The organism is Caldicoprobacter algeriensis, from assembly GCF_023838525.1.
In the GTDB taxonomy this organism is placed as follows: domain Bacteria; phylum Bacillota; class Clostridia; order Caldicoprobacterales; family Caldicoprobacteraceae; genus Caldicoprobacter; species Caldicoprobacter algeriensis.
Genome location: NZ_JAHUQD010000013.1, coordinates 52,444 through 71,146 on the forward strand (window position 1 = coordinate 52,444; position 18,703 = coordinate 71,146).

Here is an 18,703-nt window from a genome sequence, read left to right on the forward strand (position 1 = left end):
CTCCTCATTCATATGGTTTTATTCTTGAATTTGAATTTCTTCAGGCTTTTCATCAGGATAAATTATTCTAGCCACTTCATCCACCATGTTCATACCCGCTGCAAAATAGAAGTTGAGCTCATCGAGCGGCATTTGCCACTTGTCTTGAGCTAACAATAAATAATTAGCTGCTTCCCTTGCTAAAATCCTCTTCCCTTTATCAAAAGCATTGTATTCTTCCAGCTTGTTTTGTATTTTAGGCAGGAGTCCTTTAAAGTCACTTTCGTTCATCTTCAAGCTCTTTAAATTTTTCATAAACGGCTTTGCGCCTCTTTCTTTGTACTGCTTCCTCAGCAGCAGCTCAGTAAGAGCTCCCATGAGAAACAAGCCCCTTTTCAGAGGTGTCTCAAATGCCGGCCCATATTTTGCAAATAGCCCGTCAAAAACCCTTTCTTCCATAACCTCCTCCTCCATTTCTATTAATCCTAACGTTTGCAAGAAGTATATTGTCATCAAGCCATCTTTAACGGCCTGATAAAAGTAGCCATCATTTATAAACTCATGCCTTACTTTTTTCATGATGAATTTCAGCAAGAAATGATAGCTAACTGGCCTGCCTTTAAATACCCTGTCCACTATGTCAAGGAAATATCCGTCTAGGTCATACTCTCTCTTATTGGGATCGGATTTGGCAAAGAAACTTCTTATGGAGCCAAATGTAAAAGTGTTTGAAAAAACTGCATCGGTTTTGTATTTTGCATCGAATATTCTCCGGATGCGAGAAGGGAATACGTCTTCTATCAATAAAAGGATCCTTTCAGCAGCATTCGTTTTATTAATGAAGAGGAAGTTAAGAGCTATAACATCTTTAATGTCTTTCAAATAGTATAAAATATCGTCTTCGTCGGTTGTAATCCTGTCTATAGCTTCCTGCTTAAGCGAAACCAATTTAGAGGTATTAGCAAATATATCAAGAACTTCTTCAGGAATCATTTCAGCCCCCATGATGAATTTAGGGATGAGATTGTATTTTATTCCACAAAACTTAAAAGTCAAATGATTTTCGATATATTTTTTACCTTCGTCCAGCGCAAACTTACACTCCCTGCATACAGGAAAATTCTTCCATGCATCTTTTTCTTTAAAACCGCTAGTTATATAGCCGATTTTATCTAGAGTGTAAAATGCATAGGTATCTAGATTCCCAATCACCAAATCCTTTTTTTGACCACATATAGAACAAACTTTGTTTTTTGCCGCACATCTTTGGTTCTTTTCATCATGCTGGTATAAAAGCAGTTGCTTAAAAACAGAAAAATCACCTACATACTTTTCTTCGGACTTTTGCCTAAATTTAAGTGTTACCAATATACCTATTTTATTTGGGGTCTCCTCTCTTATTTGAATGACTTTGTTTCTTATGTAGTCGGCGTTTTTACTCAACGCTTCTTTGATTTGATTCAAAAACTCCCTTTCCTCTTTTGATATGGGTAAATCTCTTTCTTTAAGAATATCAAACCAGCCTAGTATCTTGTTGTCAAACGTCACGCTAGGCTTACCGCTTACCCTTGCTGTAGGCGTAAAATCTGCCCCATTGGCAGCACCACTTTTATATAGGTACCTCATAACCTTTGCTTTGTCATACTCTTCAAGCCCTACTTCTTTGAAATCCCATGCTCCATCTGCTCTTTGTTCCAAAACAACAGCTATTACTTTCTTATAACTGCCATTTGAATCAGGGTCTTCCACCAGTACCTCTAAAGGGTCCAGCTCTTCTTGCTTGATCCTAAGCTGCCCTATCTCCTTGACAGCTACCAACACAGCTTACTCCCCCTTTTTGTTTGATTGTACGCCCTTAAAGTCTAAGAGCTTTACTTATGTATGTTTCAAAGTTTAGCTTTTCAATTTCACCTCTCAATCTCCTATGACATCTCCATCTAAATTTCCAGGTCTTTCTGTATGCTTCACAATTACTTTTCGAGATCATTCTTGATAAATAGGCAAATACCTACTAAATAGCTTTTTACCTATAAACATAACAGTTTAAATTTTAGCTGCTAAATAATCCCCCTTCTCAACACCTTAATCCCATTATACCACCTAATCAGACATTATTTTTGTCCTATAAAATTTTTGGCGTAAACTTTGTGAAAATTGCACAAAAATCTCTATTTCCTTAACCCCTTTATAACCTCAAAACACCCAAAACCTTGGGAGTTCTTGCTGCCCAACCCGGCCTCGTATGCAACCTTTATAAGCCTTCTATCTCCTCTTAACCTGTATATCCCATTCCAGCCTTTTATCACAGTATCCTTGTACTGCAGTACCTTGCAGTATCGGTCATCTTTGGGCCCCAGAGGTTCTATCCTGATATCGCTGCCCTCTAGCTTTTGACCGTATATAAGCTGGTACTTCCGCTCAAGGTTTATCCTTACAAGTTCAGAAAACCACTCATCCCACGGAGAAAAATAGACAGTTCGCGAGCTGTTGCCTTTTTTAACGGTGTTGTATGCCACAACCGGCGAGAGCATCTTTATAGTTACCTCTTCGCTGAAATCCACGTCCTCAAACCCCGGAAATACCGCTACACTCGTAAGCATCACTCGCTGTCCATATATGGTCAGGTTATCATTTCTCAGCATACCCTCTGCCAGCTCGCGCAGGAACCTTTCAACCGGTGAAGCCACAACAAGGCTGATGGGCGGCACAAATTCTATCATTTTATCCCTTATTGTGAAACGCCCCTGCAGCCGTGAAAATGTAAACAGCTTAAACTGCCTGCCGTTTATGATAAATCCATGATCATGGAGAAAATCCGAGAGCTCCTTTGAAATGTTGTTGTATATCATAGCCTGTACAAGATAATTATACTGCACCGGTATAACTATATTTTTCTCAGCATGAAAGGTAAGCTTTATTCTCATAAGTTCTTACACCTCTTTGTCTTACTTTGTTCAGTTTATACAAACAACATTGTGGTAGTATCTATAATTTATCGTTTGAACATCCCTATGCCCAACAAGCTGTATTTAAAGAAATCTGCTTGACATCCTGGTTTTTAATCGCCAAGTTTAAAGTGAACGCAGTTTCACGACGGTATCCAACAGTCCACCCGTTAAAAAACAAGTCTTATTAATTAATTCTACATTGCTTCGACGATTCCTTCTTTGATCGGACAATATATGCAAAAAATCCCACGAATTATCCTCTCCCCAATAAAAATAAATTTTTTAAGTAAATAGTTTTACCCAATACTGAAGTGGTTAGGAGTAGCTCAATTTCACGCATCACAAAAGCGTTATAAATTACCCCCTAACAACATTGACCTTCACGTTGATTTTTTTACTATTCATTATTATTTTCATTAACGTAAAAAAAGAGGGCCGCACCGGGATTAATCTCCCTACACATAGCCCTCTTTTCCCTTTTACGCTTATTGAAAAATTAAATTTGATTTTGGTACTCCTTGTAACTGTTCCGTTGCTACCTTTAACTCTTTGTCAATCACAACTCTCTTTGAAAATGCCCTTTCCACTATTCGATGCTTATAGCTCCGCTTGGGCACTGTTCCTTAGCATCCTTTGCGCAGTCTACAGCATCCTCTGGAATCTCTCCGTCTATAGCTACTGCAAACCCGTCATCGTCCATGCTAAAAACCTCAGGGCATACATCCGCGCAAAGCCCGCATCCAATGCATGTATCCTTATCCACATATGCTTTCATACAATGTCCTCTCCCTTCATTATAATCTCAGCAGATAATGCTGCCTTTGCTGTAAAGTTAATGTGCGCGATAAAGTAATGCTTTACTTAATTTATCATATATGGAAACTGAAGGCTTTTTTGGCTCAAAGCTAAACGCTCTGCTTTAGTCAGCAACATTGCCTTTTCTCGCCAGAATCAATTTAGCTCCTCAGTAAAGGCTTCTACTGCCTGCCATAAAACCTGGGACTGGGCACTTTCACCACAAAGAATTCCAATACCTCATCATGCTGGTTGTACACATTCATCTTAGTGTTATAAGGAATATTCAATATGGTCCCGGCAGGATAAACATGTGGGTCTTGATCATCCAGCTTCACCGTGATATTCCCCCTTACCACAATCATATACACATTTGAATTGGAATAGTGTTGTGGCAAGGCATCGCCCTTTTTAAGTATCATATGGTTTATATTCACATTCTCATCGTCCACTATCTTTTCTATAACCTTATCGTCCACCTGTTGAAACACAAATTTTTTCTCTATCATAAAATCACTTCCTTCCTTATATGTCACTTACCCAATATTATATGCTACTATTATATGCTACCTACCCAGACATAGCAGTTCATCGATATACGATAGCGTTTTTAGGACACCTATCAGCGCATGTACCACACAAAAGACATTCCTCTTTGTCTATGCCGTATGTTTTTTTGTGTAAATTCTTGTCCCCTATTGAAAAATTCTTGGTTTCATCGCTACCCCCCGAGGATAAAGGTGATGTTTCCCTAACAGCATCGGCCGGACATACCCTGCTGCATATGCCACAGGATATGCAAGCCTGCTCAATGACCTGATAGCTTCTTCTTGACAACTTACCCATCATGCTCAAAATGGTGCCGTACGGACATAAATATCTGTGCCACAATTTTTCAGTGAAAAATAAGGTGAGGAGCACTCCCACAGTCAGCAATCCCGGCAAAACAGGAAGCTTTTTACCGCTTACCATCACAAATGTAAACAGGAGAATAAAAGTAAAAAGAACCAAATAGCGGTAAACCGGCTTTCTCAGGGATTCAGGCACAGCTAAATCCTTAACATGAAACCTCTGCTTAATCCGAGTCACAATGTTCATAACAGTGTTTATTGGGCACAGCCATCCGCAGTAAAACCTTCCTAAAAATGGCGTCAAAATCACGCTCAAAATAAATATGCCCATCCATAGATGAATCCTTCCCAAATCAACGAGCATAAAAAATAAGACCACAAACACCCATTGAGAGAAGACCTGCACAGCCTTTGCCATCTTACCCACCCCTCATTCCATTTTACACATCCATTGTATGACATATGGATGCAAAATTCGGTATCTGATGTTACCGTTTTCAAGGGGTGGAAAAAACATGGGGGCCTATTCCCATCAGGCTCCCTTAAAGCCATTCCAGCACACTATAGCATCAAGGCTCTTGCGCTGCACTGCGTGCCTATCCGGGTTCCCTTTATCAGCAGGATAACCTATCGGTAAAAGAACCACCGGTTCAATGTGGGTAGGAAGATTCAAAATCTCTCGGCACTTTGCGGTATTAAATGCACAAATCCAGCATGTACCCAGCCCCAGTTCAGCTGCTGCCAGCGTCATGTGGTCCACCGCAATGGCCACATCGATATCGCAATGGTCCTTGCCGTCGCCCCTCTTCCACGACCTGCTGTGGTCACCACAGGCCACAACAATCACAGGCGCTTCCTTGAGCCACTTCCCGCCATAAGTCGCGGCCACCTTTTCCTTCAGCTCCCCCTCGGTGACCACAACAAAGTAGAAAGGCTGCAGGTTACAAGCCGAAGGGGCTACCCTACCTGCTTCAAGTATCCTTTCCAGCTTCTCCTTTTCCACCGGTACGTTTTTGTAACTGCGGCATGAATACCTGCTTTTGGCAAGCTGTAAAAAATCCATAAGATACACCTCCTGCATTTTATGTAAACTTTAGGCTTTTGCACTCAGCTCCATATATAGGATTTTAATAGAAATTTAACTTTGTATATTGCCACATACACGCATGGTAAGTTAGCGCTGCTTTGCAGCTGCTTCCGTGGCCTTAGCTTTATATACTACCACATACACCAGTTAGACATTTTTTCAAGTACTGTTTAAATAATACCCGCTAGTTTCCCCTTTAAACAGCGGTTTTCCATAACAGGCCGAAATCCTTTACAGATTTTTATAACAAAAAATTGACGGACCAAAGCATCTATATAAGTTTAATCGCTCAGGGGAAACCGCTTTACGGCACTCATTTACTTTTCCCCTCACATCCGCAGCTCCACCACCTGAACATCCAGTTTACCAGCCAACCTTTCCACCAGCCAATCGTGGCAGGTAAATATGAAGACCTGACGTTGTTTTACCAGCTCCTTTAGCAAACCCAAACCATTATCCAGACGGAAACCATCCCAGTTGACAAACACCTCGTCGAGAAAGGCCGGCAGGAGATTCCCTCCCGGATCGAGGTGTTCCATGAAAGCCAGGCGTAGTGAAAGGTATACCTGTTCAAGAGTGCCCCGGCTTAAAAATCCCTCTTTCACCTCTATCAGCTCTTGGCTATCAACGCATTTGACAAGTAGAGCAGCCTGCTGGTCCTCTTTTGTAAATAAACGCGTATACCTTCCATCGGTAATGGCTGAAAGATACTTGCCAGCTTTCTTTAAGACATCGGGCTGGTGCTCCTCTCGAAATCGCCTTTCGGCCTCCAGTATCACGTTCCTCATAAGAAGAAGCCTATCTCTCTGCCGGGCTATTCTTTTGAGTTCCGCTTCGAGCAGGGTAATCTCGCCTTCTATTTCGTCCATATTTCCCTGCCCCATGCCAATTTCGATCTCCTTCTTCAATGTACCTATCTCGTTATTCAGGACATTGAGCTCCTGTTCTATCTGGTCCCGCTCGGCCTTTGCCCGTGCCAACGTATCATCGTCAAATGACCACTCTTCATCTCTTTGAGTGAGCTCCATGATCTGCCTCTCTATGTCTTCCAGGTCAGGATAATCCCTTCTTAAGTCTTCCAGTATACTATCAGCCTGGCGGGCCAGCTCCCTGGCCTTCATAAGCCCTTCAACCTTGGCATCCATATCCTCGCCAGGCAGTTCATTTAAACGTGACAGTATGTAACCCTTTTCTCGTTCAAGCTGTGCTATAGTCTCATCGACTTTCGATAACTCCAGTTTCAAGTCCTCCAACTGCCCCTTTGCATTTTGTGCGTCCTGATACCGCCTTTCGGCTTCCTGCAGCATGACTTGAAGAAGGTCTATCATTCCGAGCACATCGCTCTGTTTTGCACCGTTAATAGCTTGGCGGTAACCGCCCTGCGCCACGTCGTTATATACGCCTGCAAAAGCTCCCGCACTAGAATCATTGTTGCCGCTGTTAGGTAAAATGCTGGCATCGGGATGACCGTCATCGTTCCGGTTATCATAAAACGATCCAAAGTTGCTACCAACCCAGTTTTCATCAAGCCCACACTCCCCAAGCAACTTCAATGCCCTGCGTTCTGACTGGATTATCCGTTCAACGATTACCTCCTTCCTATCCAAGCTCTCCTTTATATATTGTAACAGCTCTTTTAGTTTGCCTATATCGAGCAGCAGAGTGCTGTCGGGGGATCCAAGCCTCTGGGGTACAACCGGTACACCGTTTAGCAACATCTTAATACGAGCACGCCCCTCTTCCACCCTTTCATATAGCTGCTGAAGGCGCTTTTCCTCAAGTTTAAGCCCAATGTGTTCGATAGACCTCCTACCAAAAAGCCACCATGTCAGCAGCAAAATTATACCCGTCACCATTACAAGTGCAGATAAAAACTTTACCTCCGGCGCATGGGCCAGTATGAACCCCAGCATTCCTAATATGGAAAACGCTCCAGAAAACCATGGTATAAACCCGACACCTCGTTTTTGCCTTGCGCTTATCTTCAAAGCCTCAACCCTGTTTTCCTGTTCCTGGTAATGCTCCTGTACTTGCCTGAATGAATCTATCGCTACTTTCAATACAGCCGTATCAACAGCATCTAACGCTTTTGCAAGCTCCGGCCTCCAACCACCTACCAGCACTTCAGAGGCGTGGTGTTTGAGCTGTTCGCCCTTGCTCTTTATATCAAACTCTAAATTTTTAAGCTCCTGCTGATCAGCCCTTATGCGGTCATACGACTTGATAAGCAGCTTGATCTCCCCGGCATGATTGAGCAGTACCTGGTCCCGTTCGGTAAAGGCCTGTACCACTCCTTCCAGCTGTCGCTTTTTCCCTTCCAGCTTGACTCTTTGAAATTTTAGCTCTTCTAACTGTGCGTCAATATTCTTTAAATGCCCAGCCGGGTCTTCCGGCAGGTCATCATAATTTGCCGCATAAGCCGAAACCTCCTTAAGCTCCTGTATCCTCTTGAGCTTTTTGCGTACGGGATTTAGCCGTTCGCAGCGATCTATATATGCTATCAACCGGGATTTTTTGGCTATGTTCTCTTCCAGCACACGCTGGCGCTCGGCCAGTTTCACTTGCGCTTGGCGCAGCCGTTCTTCCCTTGCTCTAGCCTCTTCCAGTAGGGTTCTGAGCTCCCTCAGCCGTTCCCCTATCTCCCTAGCCCGTGGCTTACCCCTTCTGTCAGGGCGCCACAAGCGGTTAGCCTCTTCTTCCAGCTCCCCGGCCACCTGGCTTATCGGTCTGAGAAAAGAGCCGAACTGCCCTCCCAGGAGCAACTGCTGCATAGTCTCCCATGCCCTTTGCTGAGGAAATTTCAAATTGCTTAGTTCAACAGCGTAAACCTCCCTGAAAACCTCCCGCGGCAAAACCTCTACATACGGAAGCGTTCTGTTTCTGAGCTCGGTCACCCTATCCGCCCGAATCAACATTCCTATAGGAGTATTCCTCAACCTGCGGCTGACGGTGACGACTTCCCCTTCTTCTATGAGAAGCTCACCTTCGCAGGCAGCCTCTGACTCTCCCCACGGCACATATGGATTTGCATCCCTGTTTGCCGGGTACCACCCGTAAAATAGCGTGGTTATAAGGTTAAAAAGCGTGCTTTTGCCCGATTCATTGCGTCCAAACACCAGTATAAGACCCGGCTTAAGGAGCGGGCTTTCCCAGTCTTTTAAGCAGCCGAAGGCCTGCGCCTTTAACTTTTGAAACCTCATACCATCTCCTCCATCAGCCGAGCTGTTACCTCATAATCCAGCCCTTCAAGCAGCTCCTGAAGATAAGCAATGACGTCACCGGTATCCATCGGAGGACAGCCGGCTAGTATATCAGGCTTTAACTTAAGTAAAACCTGCGGATCACTCCTGGCCTCCTCTAGGATATCCAGGGCAACACCCAGTACATGCGGCTGCCCTCTGTAAGATTCAGGCACTACAGGGCGAGTAAGCCCATCAGGCACCACTTCCACATATCTAAACCCCAGGGCATTGTACAAATACTCTTCCAGCACCTGGATATTTTCTTCATGGGTACACCCAATCTCCTGAAGGCGGAGCTGGCTATACAGCAGACACGGTCCCTCCAGCAACACTCTGGCTATGACATCATGTGTTCCCACACCTTGCTCCTCATTTTCAAGCTGCTGTACCACTGCTCTGTATACATGTTCCTGCAATTCGGCCAGGGTCTTCGCTTGAGCGAGGCTACCCACTTTGAACGTGACCCATCGCACCGGCGCCACAGGGTAAAATTCAGCCTTAACTCGACCTGGATCATCTATCTCCACCAAATAGGCTCCCTTTGAGCCCTCTTCACCATGGTGTCGCCCCATTAGATTACCGGGATATATCACCAGCGGCTTCTCAGCCAGATGAACTCTGGTATGAATGTGCCCCAGCGCCCAGTATGTATAGCCCTTATCCATCATATCCTCAAGAGTACAGGGAGCATACCTGTCGTGCTCCCCCTCACCTCTTGCACCGGTAACCCAGACATGCGCAAGCCCTATATGGGGTATATCAGCATCCCCAGCCCGTGGAAAATCCTTGATGATGTTATCCTTTTCCCTCGGGCCTTCATGCCCTGCTCCCGTAACCCAGGCCACAAGCCGGCCTTCTCTGTCATAAACAGGGCAGGTTTCGGGCTGCCTGGTATTAAACACCTTCATATTGTCGGGCCATTCAATCAAGCTTCTCCGGTACATCACACCCGCCGGGTCATGGTTGCCTGGAGCATAAAACACCGGTATTTGAGCCTCATAAAGCCTTTTCATCTGCTCTACCATAAATCTTTCCGTGGCAAAACTCAAGGTCTGGTTATCAAACAGGTCCCCTGCGATGAGGACGGCGTGTACCCTTTCGGATATGGCTAAATCCACGGCCTTTTGGAAAGCCTGACGAATTGCCTGGCGCAAAAACATACGCATATCCTTTGTCCTGACCTGAAAAGGCGTATCCAGATGGACATCGGCTAAATGCAGAAATTTGACCCCCACCATGTGGCCCTCCTTTACTTCATAAGAATATTTTACCACATTTTCTCAGCCAATTCAGCTGCTTTTGTAAAGTAGAACGTTCCCTTAATGGCCCGATATGATAAACAACTGCTAATACTTCTAAACCCCGCTCTGTTCTCCCACTTCGTTTATCAGCTGGTTTAACAATCTGAAAAATTCAACAAATCCTTTATTCCTTTCCTCACATTCTTTTCTACATTTTTCCAAAGCGGCGTTGGTAGATTCAAGCGTTTTTTTAAGTTCTTTCTCAATGGCTTGTATCCTGCTTTGCAAATCAGCATTTTCCTGTTTCAAGGCTTTTTTGCTCTGTAATAGCCTCTCTGCCATGGCTATCATGGTGGTAACATCCACAGTCCCGTTCTGCGGCAACCCGGCTAACTTTTTGAAGGCATTTACAGCAGCCTCGGTCTCGACACCGAAAACTCCATCGATCCCATATTTAGGCAACTCATAACCCAGTTCTATCAGAAGCCTCTGAAGCTTTTCAACCACCGGTCCTCTGTCTCCTTTCTTCATGACATCTACCTCCTTAACAGCTAGGCTATTGGTTGCTGTTCTAATGACTTCCTGAAGTGGAAAGAAACTACCGGGACAGGCAGTAGCAGATCCCTGCACCTCATTGTGGCCTTTGATCCACATAATAGAAGGATATTCCTCCACCAAATCTTTTACGACCTTAACCAGAGCATCAAACTGCTGCCGGGGCATCTCTCTGTCATACGGCTGACTGTCCGAGGAATGATACATCCCTTCAGCGCACACGCCTATGCTCTCAGAATTCACCCCTTCGGCATGCGCCCCCACAGCCCACAGCGGTCGCAACTCCCACACCGAGCCGTCCTTGCGCACATAAACGTTATACCCTGCACCCAGCCATCCTCTCTGAAGATGCCATTCGTGTATCTGCTGTGGTGTAGCTCTTTGAACCGCAGCGTGATGCAGCACAATGCCGTTGGTGACAGTCCTCGGCCTTAATTTACCATTGAACTTTAGATTGGCATTTTTCATGTAGTCTCTAATGGGCATGGGCACCCACCTTCCCTCTACTAAGCAAACTATGTAAAGTTTATAAAGAGGTACCTTAAAGTCTGGCTGATTAAAGTTTACAGCGGTTATTAAACATAACAGACTTGTTTAATAGTACTAAAAGTCTAATGAATTGCGCCGAACTAGAAATACTTACTAAATAGTATAAAAAACACATCAAAAGTGGCACCTATAACACCCCGCCAAAACAGCACTATTATTTAGCCATTACCAAAAAATAAAAGTTGATAAACTTGACAACCAGTGCGTCAAAAACGTAAGCATAAAATAATCCCCACTTTGAACAAAAGTGGGGATTATTGTGTAAAGTTGTTGACCATAGCAAAAGCTCCTACAATGCATTTTTATGCTGAATATCCAAACAGCTTCTCAAACTAAAAATTGAAATATCCAAAATGAGTCAGTATTCTTCTTTCTCTACCTTTACCAATCATAGAAAATAAAGCTTTCGCCATCCCACAAGTTTGGTGTAATTTCATACTGTTCTTGTTTTTCAATGTCATATATTATAATTTGTGATTTGGAGGACGAGCCTTTTTGGAAAGCTATATATTTACCATCTTCTGAAATATTTAGAAAAATAGAATTGCAAGCATTATTTAACGCACCCTATCAAGCTATACAGCTAATAAACCTACTAATACGAACATCTGCCCCAGCAAACTTGTTGCACCCAGCACATCACCGGTTATTCCACCTATCTTTTTCTCCGATATGTATTTTATGTAAAGAGCTGTAAGCTGGGAAACCACAGCTGCAACAACAAAATAGTGTGGCCTAAAAAACAACAGAGGTATCGTACACAGAAATGATATAAGGAGGTTGATTTTTAAAGTCGGATAGAAAAATGCACCCAGACCCTCTTCTTTTGAGGGATGCGATATGTGCAGCAATGTTGTCATTGAGAGCCTTCCAAATACAGAGGCGTATAGAAGCTTTACCGGAAGGGAGCTTTTGAACATCTCCCAAAATGCAATCATGTACAGCATACCAAAAAAGACCGCAAACGGCCCCACATTCCCACGGGACATTATTTCAAGCCGCTTCTCTTTTGCCCCTTGATTGAAAAAGCCGTCAAAGGTATCAAGCAAACCATCAAAATGAAAGAGATCAAATAACCAGAAGCTTATAGCTATTGACATCAAATAAAATATGGTGTGGTGTGTCATCCTGCCAAGCGCAAAGATTAATCCGGGAAGATACCCTATAAGCGAAAAGTATTTGACACATGCTTTTATATCTCTATCCGTTACAGCCATCTTACTGGGCAATTTAACGGGTATACGCGATATAAACGACAACGACAGCAACATAATTTTGATTTCGTTTATTGTTCTTTCTAGGATTATTCTTCCCATCACTTTTCCCAACCTCTGCTCATCATCTTGTCCCATAATTCTAAAGAATCTTCCAGCAGCTCAATATCAAATATTTCAAAGCAGAGATACGGCACCGAATACAGCTTATCACCGAATAAAAGGCATAGCTCCCGCAAAGTATCCTCATCAAGCCCCAGGTGATCCTTACCATTTCTTACGCCCATGAGATGAATCTCAACAACGCTATCGATGAATCGAGCGGGAAATTTCTCCCCCAGCATGTGATGGCCTATGTCAAACACCATCTTCTCGTGTACTTCAATTCTTTCCACCATGTTTTCTACGGCCACCTTTTTATTCCATTTGAAATTCTTAAAACCGTCAAGAGGATGCAGTACATAGCTCACCACATCAAGTTCAGAATTTTCAAAAAACTCAAAAGCATACCTTGCATCCTCAATATCGTTTGTAGGAAGGTGTACGGTATACAGCAAGCCCTGTCTCTTAAGCTCCATCAATCCTCCAATTTCTTCGCCAAACAGCTTTTGCGTTTCTTCATCCCACTGATACACCAATAATTCCACAAAATCAACTTTTTGCACAACAGACCTTGCATTTTCGTAGTAAGTGCCAGGAAAAAGCCATGAGGTAGTACCTATCGACTGCCTGAACAAAACAACCACCCAAATCATTTAATTCTAACCGGTATGCCGGATACAACCAAATAAACCTCCTGCGCTTTGCGCGCTAATTTTAAGTTCAACAAGCCAAGCTTTTCGGTGTATAGCCTGGCTGTTTTATCAGCAGGTATCAAACCAAAACCGACCTCATTTGTCACTATTATCTCTTTGCCTGAAATTGATGCCAACAGCTTTTCTGTTTCCTGGTCAGGGTCCAAGCTGTAATGAAATACATTCCCCAGCCATGTCGTCATACAATCAACGAGGATAACGTCGTATTTATCTTTTATTTCCTGTATAACATCATAAATCCTTACCGGCTCCTCAAAAGTATCAAATTCATCGCCCCGTTCAAGCTTATGCTTGGCAATTCGAAGCCTCATCTCTTCATCAAATGGTTCTCCGGTTGCCACAAAGGCCTTATTGTTAAATTTTCTTGCCAGACTGAGTGCATAAGAGCTCTTCCCCGATTTTATGCCGCCGGTTATCAGTATCATACCTGCTCACTTCCTCTTGAAATGCCTGCCGAATCAAATGTCGCCATTTCACGAATCATCTTTACAGCCGCTTCAATGATATTCATAGCCAAAACGGCCCCCGTTCCTTCGCCAAGCCTCATATCTAAATCCAATATTGGCCTTAAACCGAGCGAATTAAGAATTACGCTGTGGCCTTTAACAGAAGATTTATGACCAGCAAAGACATAATCCAAGACATTTTTATCCATATTATAGGCTATCAAAAGCGCACAGGTTGTCGGAAAGCCATCCACAACAACAGGAACACGCGAATTTGCCGCCTCCAGTATGAAACCAGCCATTTGTCCTATACAGTAACCCCCAACTTTTGCCAAAATATCGAGCGCATCTGTCTTATCTGGCCTATTTATCTCCATAGCCTTGAGGATTACCCGCCTCTTGTTCTGCAAGGCAACGTCATCAATCGGCGTGCCGATATCAAGTACATCGTCTATGGCATATCCAAAGCTCACAGCTATAGCTGTAGCAGTCGTCGTATTGCCTATTCCCATATCTCCAATTGCCAACAAATCAGCCCCTGCATCTATTGCCTGACTAGCAATTTCTCTCCCATAGTCAATACACATCCGCGCTTCTTCCATGCTCATTGCCGGCCCAATTGAAAAATCATTTGTACCAAAGCCTATTTTTGCCTTAATTAAATAGGGTGAATCGCCAAATTCATAATCAACACCCGCATCTACAACAAAAACTTCTGCTCCAACATGCCTGGCAAAAACGTTAACCGCAGCTCCACCGCTTAAAAAGTTGAATACCATCTGATAAGTAACATCCCTGGGATAGGCCGAAACGCCCTGAGTAACAACTCCATGATCGCCCGCAAAGATGTAAACCTTCTTGTTTCTTGGAAGCTCGGGGAGCTCTTTTCCTTGAATGAGCGCCATCTTCAGAGCTATTTCTTCAAGATATCCAAGACTTCCAATGGGCTTAGTAAGGTTATTAAGTCTAGCCAAAACCTTTTGCCTGATGATTTCCGAGTTAGCCATAAATTCCCTCCATAACTTTAATACAAAAGCTAAAAATATCTTAGGTTCTATTTTAAACTGAACAAAATAAATTATCAACTGCCATACTTTTATATATTTATCATTAACCTTGATATATATCCACCTCGGTGACTTGAACAACAGTGCCTGTAAAGAGAGGTTAAATGACTTCTAGGCCTATATAAAACAGCGAAACATGAAGCGTGCTACAAAGCATGATTTTTATGATATAATTATACAATAGTTGATTTAAAGATGAGGGGGCATAAAAAATGGCCAAGATAAGGCTAGACAAGCTTCTGGCGCATTCAGGCATCGGTACTCGAAAGCAGGTTAAAAAATTCATCAGGAAAGGACTTGTCACAGTGAACGGCAAAGCGGTAAGAGATGCCGGAACGATTGTAGATACCAAGCACGATGAAATCTTTATCGGCAACGAAAAGATAAAATATAGAGATCTCATATATATAATGATGAACAAGCCTAAAGGCGTTATCACCTCCACATATGACCCGGCGGAAAGAACCGTTATTGACCTATTACCACCTGAATTGACAGCCGTAGATCCTTTTCCGGTAGGGAGGCTGGACAAGGATACAGAAGGGCTACTCCTCATAACAAATGATGGGGAGCTGGCACATCAGCTTCTATCGCCTAAAAAGAACGTTGTAAAAAAATATTACGCTCAAATACAGGGAATTGTTGACGAAAATGACGTCAAAGCTTTCAAAGAAGGCATAATTCTGGAAGATGGATATAAAACCCTTCCTGCCGGCCTTGAAATTCTCCGTGCCGCCGACGTGTCCGAAGTGTACGTTTACTTGAAAGAAGGAAAATACCACCAGATAAAGAGGATGTTTAAAATGCTGGACAAACAAGTGGTATACCTCAAAAGGATAGCCATGGGTGGCCTCATCCTCGATGAAAGGCTAAAACCAGGAGAATGGAGAGAACTGACTGAAGAGGAGGTGGTTTCTTTGCAAAAGTCGATTATATGTGACGCTGACCCTTTAAATGTTTAAACAAAATAACCACCTAACTCATTTGATTCTAACTGGGTATAATGGAGACAACCAAATAAACCTTCTAGGCTTTGTGCACTAATTTTTAAGTTCAACAAGCCGAGCCTTTCGGTGTATAGCCTCGCTGTTTTATCAGCAGGTATCAAACCAAAACCAACCTCATTTGTCACTATTATCTCTTTGCTTGAAATTGACGCCAATAATAATGTTAGTTGCAAAATAACCGAGTCTCCGCATGTAAAAAATAGGCAATTTAATTACATATATTACCAAAAGGATTTTTGAATTTTTTGTCGAATATATATCCCCTGTAGAAAGATGCAGGGGTGATTGTGAATGGATATAAATGATGTTAAGAATATTGTGGCATACAATGCCTCCAGCATATCAGTATTGTTTGAGATGTGCCGTATTGCAAAAATAGCAGAGACTGTCAATGATATGGTAGAATGGAAAGTCGATAATTCCAAGGTTTCGCCAGGATTCTTAATAGAAGTATTGATAGTAACCATAATGCATAGGAGACAGCCTCTATGGAAAAATTGAAGAATACTGGAGGAAACAAAAACTTGAATTCATGTTAGAGGGTAGCGATATCACAGTAGAACAATTAAACGACGATGCATTTGCTCGTGCTTTAGACAAACTGCATACAGTAAACATGAAAGAGCTTGTCAGTCGTATATGTCTTAACATGTTAAAGGCTCATAATTTGACTATAGAGAGCCTACATTTGGATACAACATCTATTTCTGTAGAAGGGTTGTATGAAGGGGATGAAGAAGACGACTTTATAATCTGCTATGGTTACAGCAAAGATAATAGGCCTGACCTTAAGCAATTCAAGATAGGGGCAGCAGTACAGCAGAGTGGACTTCCTGTAATGGGTCAGTTTTTATCTGGCAGAGAGTTGTCAAGAATTTTGTGTTTGATTAAAGTAACGCAACTGGAAAATTTGTTGTATTTCATAAATGTGAGCATTTATCATTGGTACCGCTTTTTTCCATTTTATTCGCCTTAAGTTCTCCCTCTGTAAATATATGTTGATTTCCAATACTTCAACAGAGTTGAAGTAACCACCCGACCTTATCCAAATTTTTTCAATCAGGCTATTGATACTCTCTACACTATTGGTAGTATAAATATGCTTTCTCAAGGATTCGGGGTATTTGGTAAAAACATAATGTTCTGCTTTCTCCATAAGAAGGTTCATGTATCGGCTATATTTACTCTTAAATTTACTGCAAAGGTCATAAAACTTTTGAACAGCTTCATCAAAGGAAGAAGCAAACTTTATTTTATCAAGTTCTTTATTTTGAATTCTGCGGCATCAGCTTTGGTCATGTATTTGCGGATATTTCTCTAAAGATGTACAAAACAGAGCTGATGATCAGCATATGGATATACAACTTTGACCGTCTCAATAATTCCTGGAAAATCATCGCTTACAACCACTAAAACTTGTTTAAGACCGCGGTTTATCAAGTCTTCAAAGACCTTGTTCCAATCGGCTCTGTTTTCCTTGCCGAAGAAGGTATAAAGACCGAAGATGTCTTTCTTACCTTCCATATCGATGCCAAGGACTATGTAGCATGCGGCTTTCCTCACTTTTGAGCCGTCTTTTATCTCACAGTGATAGGCATCGATTAATAAAGCAAACACCGATTCGGGTAATTCCCGTTGTTTGAAAAGGTCTAACTCGCTTTTTAGGTCATCTTTGATTTTATTAAGTTCATCATCAGAATAAGGGAGATTGAGGCTTTTGAGGGTATTTAAGAGAGAAGATTCTGAATAACCGTTGACAACAAGGGACATAAGAAGGTCTGTATAGGATTCATCCACCCTTTTATAGGGTTCAGGGAGGATGTGGGGTCTGAAATCGCCAGTGCAAGTTCTTGGGACAGAGATGTCCAGGTTACCCATAGGTGTACCAAGTTTTCTATCATAAAAGCCGTTACCTTTGTCGTTCTCGTTTTTCAAGAGATAGATTTGGCGTTCAGACAACATAAACCAGTCAAGTAAATCCTCCAGCAATTTTTTCAGGGCAGGGCGTGATGGATCCGAATCAGAGCAATACTGATTTAATACTTTTTCAACCGCCATATTTTTAACTGTTTGGTAATAGGTATTTTTATCCATAATTACCAGCCTCCTTTGTGATTTTATTATACACCAGACACAATTTTATTTTAACACCCAAGGTAGAGGTACAAAGGTGCATAATCCACCAGATGCGCAACTCATTCAAATACGTGTCATATAAAGATTTAAAGGAGTTTACAAGGGATTTCAAGAGTGTATATACAGCACCAAGTGAGGAAGCAGCTTTAGAGAGGTTGTATGAACTCAAAGAAAAATGGGGGAAGGAATACCCTTATGCATTCCGTAGCTGGGAAAACAACTGGGATGTAATAAGTCCGTTTTTCAAGTATTAACCAGAGATACGGAAGATTATGTACACTACCAACATTATTGAAGGTTTGCATCGCCAATTTAGGAAAGTTACCAAGACAAAGGCTGTATTTCCCTCTGATGGTGCGCTTGAGAAGATACTGTATCTTGCGTCTATAAATATAATGAAGAAATGGACGCAGAGGTATCGTAATTGGGACCAAGTATTAAATAAGCTGTTAATAATGTACGACAGTAGAATAGAAAATTATGTCATATGAATTGTTGTTAAAACATTTTTAGAGCAGTAAAAAATTGGTTTTTATGATAGAAAACATTTGTGGAAAGTTCTTTGAAATTTTGCAGAGGAAGGAGGAGGGCATATATATTACACCAGTATAAAAAATTATCACCAAAAACATTCTGTTTTATGCATAACCCACATTTCGCATGTTAAAAAATGGGATTTATCTTTTTCGTGTAAATGTCAGAACTAAATCCCAACCATTCTAGCATCTTCAATATCTTTGGTGAAGTATCATTTGGCAAATACAGATCACC

The 18,703-nt window shown here is 42.3% G+C and carries 15 protein-coding genes and 3 pseudogenes; 3 read left to right on the plus strand and 15 right to left on the minus strand.

Annotation, left to right across the window (positions count from 1 at the left end; all coding sequences use genetic code 11):
- Positions 1-18: 18 nt before the first annotated feature.
- The 13 genes from KVG29_RS08625 to cobT all read right to left on the minus strand — a co-directional run bounded on the left by KVG29_RS08625 (position 19) and on the right by cobT (position 14,729).
- Positions 19-1,800, minus strand: coding sequence for a TIGR02556 family CRISPR-associated protein (locus KVG29_RS08625; RefSeq protein WP_252227875.1), 1,782 nt, complete (start codon positions 1,798-1,800; stop codon positions 19-21).
- Between the two features lie 347 nt (positions 1,801-2,147).
- Positions 2,148-2,903: a CRISPR-associated endoribonuclease Cas6 gene (gene cas6 / locus KVG29_RS08630; RefSeq protein ID WP_252227877.1), complete on the minus strand. Its 756-nt coding sequence runs from the start codon at positions 2,901-2,903 to the stop codon at positions 2,148-2,150.
- A gap of 610 nt (positions 2,904-3,513) precedes the next feature.
- Positions 3,514-3,702, minus strand: coding sequence for a ferredoxin (locus KVG29_RS08635; protein WP_252227878.1), 189 nt, complete (start codon positions 3,700-3,702; stop codon positions 3,514-3,516).
- Positions 3,703-3,904: 202 nt separating this feature from the next.
- The gene (locus KVG29_RS08640; protein WP_252227880.1) at positions 3,905-4,231 is read right to left on the minus strand and encodes a cupin domain-containing protein; all 327 of its coding nucleotides are present in this window, start codon (positions 4,229-4,231) and stop codon (positions 3,905-3,907) included.
- 79 nt (positions 4,232-4,310) lie between these two features.
- Positions 4,311-4,991 (minus strand): 4Fe-4S binding protein, encoded by a 681-nt coding sequence (locus tag KVG29_RS08645; RefSeq protein ID WP_252227882.1) that lies wholly within the window; start codon positions 4,989-4,991, stop codon positions 4,311-4,313.
- A 114-nt stretch (positions 4,992-5,105) separates the two neighbouring features.
- Complete coding sequence (locus tag KVG29_RS08650) at positions 5,106-5,636, minus strand: nitroreductase family protein (RefSeq protein ID WP_252227884.1); 531 nt, start codon at positions 5,634-5,636, stop codon at positions 5,106-5,108.
- A gap of 353 nt (positions 5,637-5,989) precedes the next feature.
- The gene (locus KVG29_RS08655; protein WP_252227886.1) at positions 5,990-8,860 is read right to left on the minus strand and encodes an AAA family ATPase; all 2,871 of its coding nucleotides are present in this window, start codon (positions 8,858-8,860) and stop codon (positions 5,990-5,992) included.
- Entirely contained in the window at positions 8,857-10,137 is a 1,281-nt protein-coding gene (locus tag KVG29_RS08660; protein WP_252227888.1) for a metallophosphoesterase family protein, read from the minus strand. Before KVG29_RS08660 ends, KVG29_RS08655 begins: the two co-directional genes overlap by 4 nt.
- Positions 10,138-10,257: 120 nt before the next feature.
- Positions 10,258-11,184: a peptidoglycan recognition protein family protein gene (locus KVG29_RS08665; protein ID WP_252227889.1), complete on the minus strand. Its 927-nt coding sequence runs from the start codon at positions 11,182-11,184 to the stop codon at positions 10,258-10,260.
- Between the two features lie 638 nt (positions 11,185-11,822).
- The gene (locus KVG29_RS08670; RefSeq protein ID WP_252227891.1) at positions 11,823-12,599 is read right to left on the minus strand and encodes an adenosylcobinamide-GDP ribazoletransferase; all 777 of its coding nucleotides are present in this window, start codon (positions 12,597-12,599) and stop codon (positions 11,823-11,825) included.
- On the minus strand, positions 12,563-13,216 hold the full coding sequence (locus tag KVG29_RS08675) for a hypothetical protein (RefSeq protein WP_252227893.1): 654 nt from the start codon (positions 13,214-13,216) through the stop codon (positions 12,563-12,565). The genes KVG29_RS08670 and KVG29_RS08675 overlap by 37 nt, the downstream gene beginning before the upstream one ends.
- The gene (locus tag KVG29_RS08680; RefSeq protein WP_252227902.1) at positions 13,213-13,701 is read right to left on the minus strand and encodes a bifunctional adenosylcobinamide kinase/adenosylcobinamide-phosphate guanylyltransferase; all 489 of its coding nucleotides are present in this window, start codon (positions 13,699-13,701) and stop codon (positions 13,213-13,215) included. The genes KVG29_RS08675 and KVG29_RS08680 overlap by 4 nt, the downstream gene beginning before the upstream one ends.
- Positions 13,698-14,729, minus strand: a complete 1,032-nt coding sequence (gene cobT / locus KVG29_RS08685) for a nicotinate-nucleotide--dimethylbenzimidazole phosphoribosyltransferase (RefSeq protein WP_252227904.1) — start codon at positions 14,727-14,729, stop codon at positions 13,698-13,700. The genes KVG29_RS08680 and cobT overlap by 4 nt, the downstream gene beginning before the upstream one ends.
- 272 nt (positions 14,730-15,001) lie before the next feature.
- Between cobT and KVG29_RS08690 the strand changes: the two genes are divergently transcribed.
- Positions 15,002-15,751: a pseudouridine synthase gene (locus tag KVG29_RS08690; RefSeq protein WP_252227906.1), complete on the plus strand. Its 750-nt coding sequence runs from the start codon at positions 15,002-15,004 to the stop codon at positions 15,749-15,751.
- Here the strand turns inward: KVG29_RS08690 and KVG29_RS12615 are convergent.
- Positions 15,748-15,969, minus strand: a complete 222-nt coding sequence (locus tag KVG29_RS12615; protein ID WP_420840546.1) for a bifunctional adenosylcobinamide kinase/adenosylcobinamide-phosphate guanylyltransferase — start codon at positions 15,967-15,969, stop codon at positions 15,748-15,750. The genes KVG29_RS08690 and KVG29_RS12615 overlap by 4 nt on opposite strands.
- A gap of 118 nt (positions 15,970-16,087) precedes the next feature.
- Here KVG29_RS12615 and KVG29_RS12620 point away from each other — a divergent pair.
- A pseudogene (locus tag KVG29_RS12620) lies at positions 16,088-16,670 on the plus strand (DUF4277 domain-containing protein); the annotation flags it as partial.
- Here KVG29_RS12620 and KVG29_RS08705 read toward each other — a convergent pair.
- A pseudogene (locus KVG29_RS08705) lies at positions 16,665-17,890 on the minus strand (IS256 family transposase). The pseudogenes KVG29_RS12620 and KVG29_RS08705 sit on opposite strands and share 6 nt — an antisense overlap.
- 56 nt (positions 17,891-17,946) lie before the next feature.
- Here KVG29_RS08705 and KVG29_RS08710 point away from each other — a divergent pair.
- A pseudogene (locus KVG29_RS08710) lies at positions 17,947-18,423 on the plus strand (IS256 family transposase); the annotation flags it as partial.
- Between the last annotated feature and the right edge of the window lie 280 nt (positions 18,424-18,703).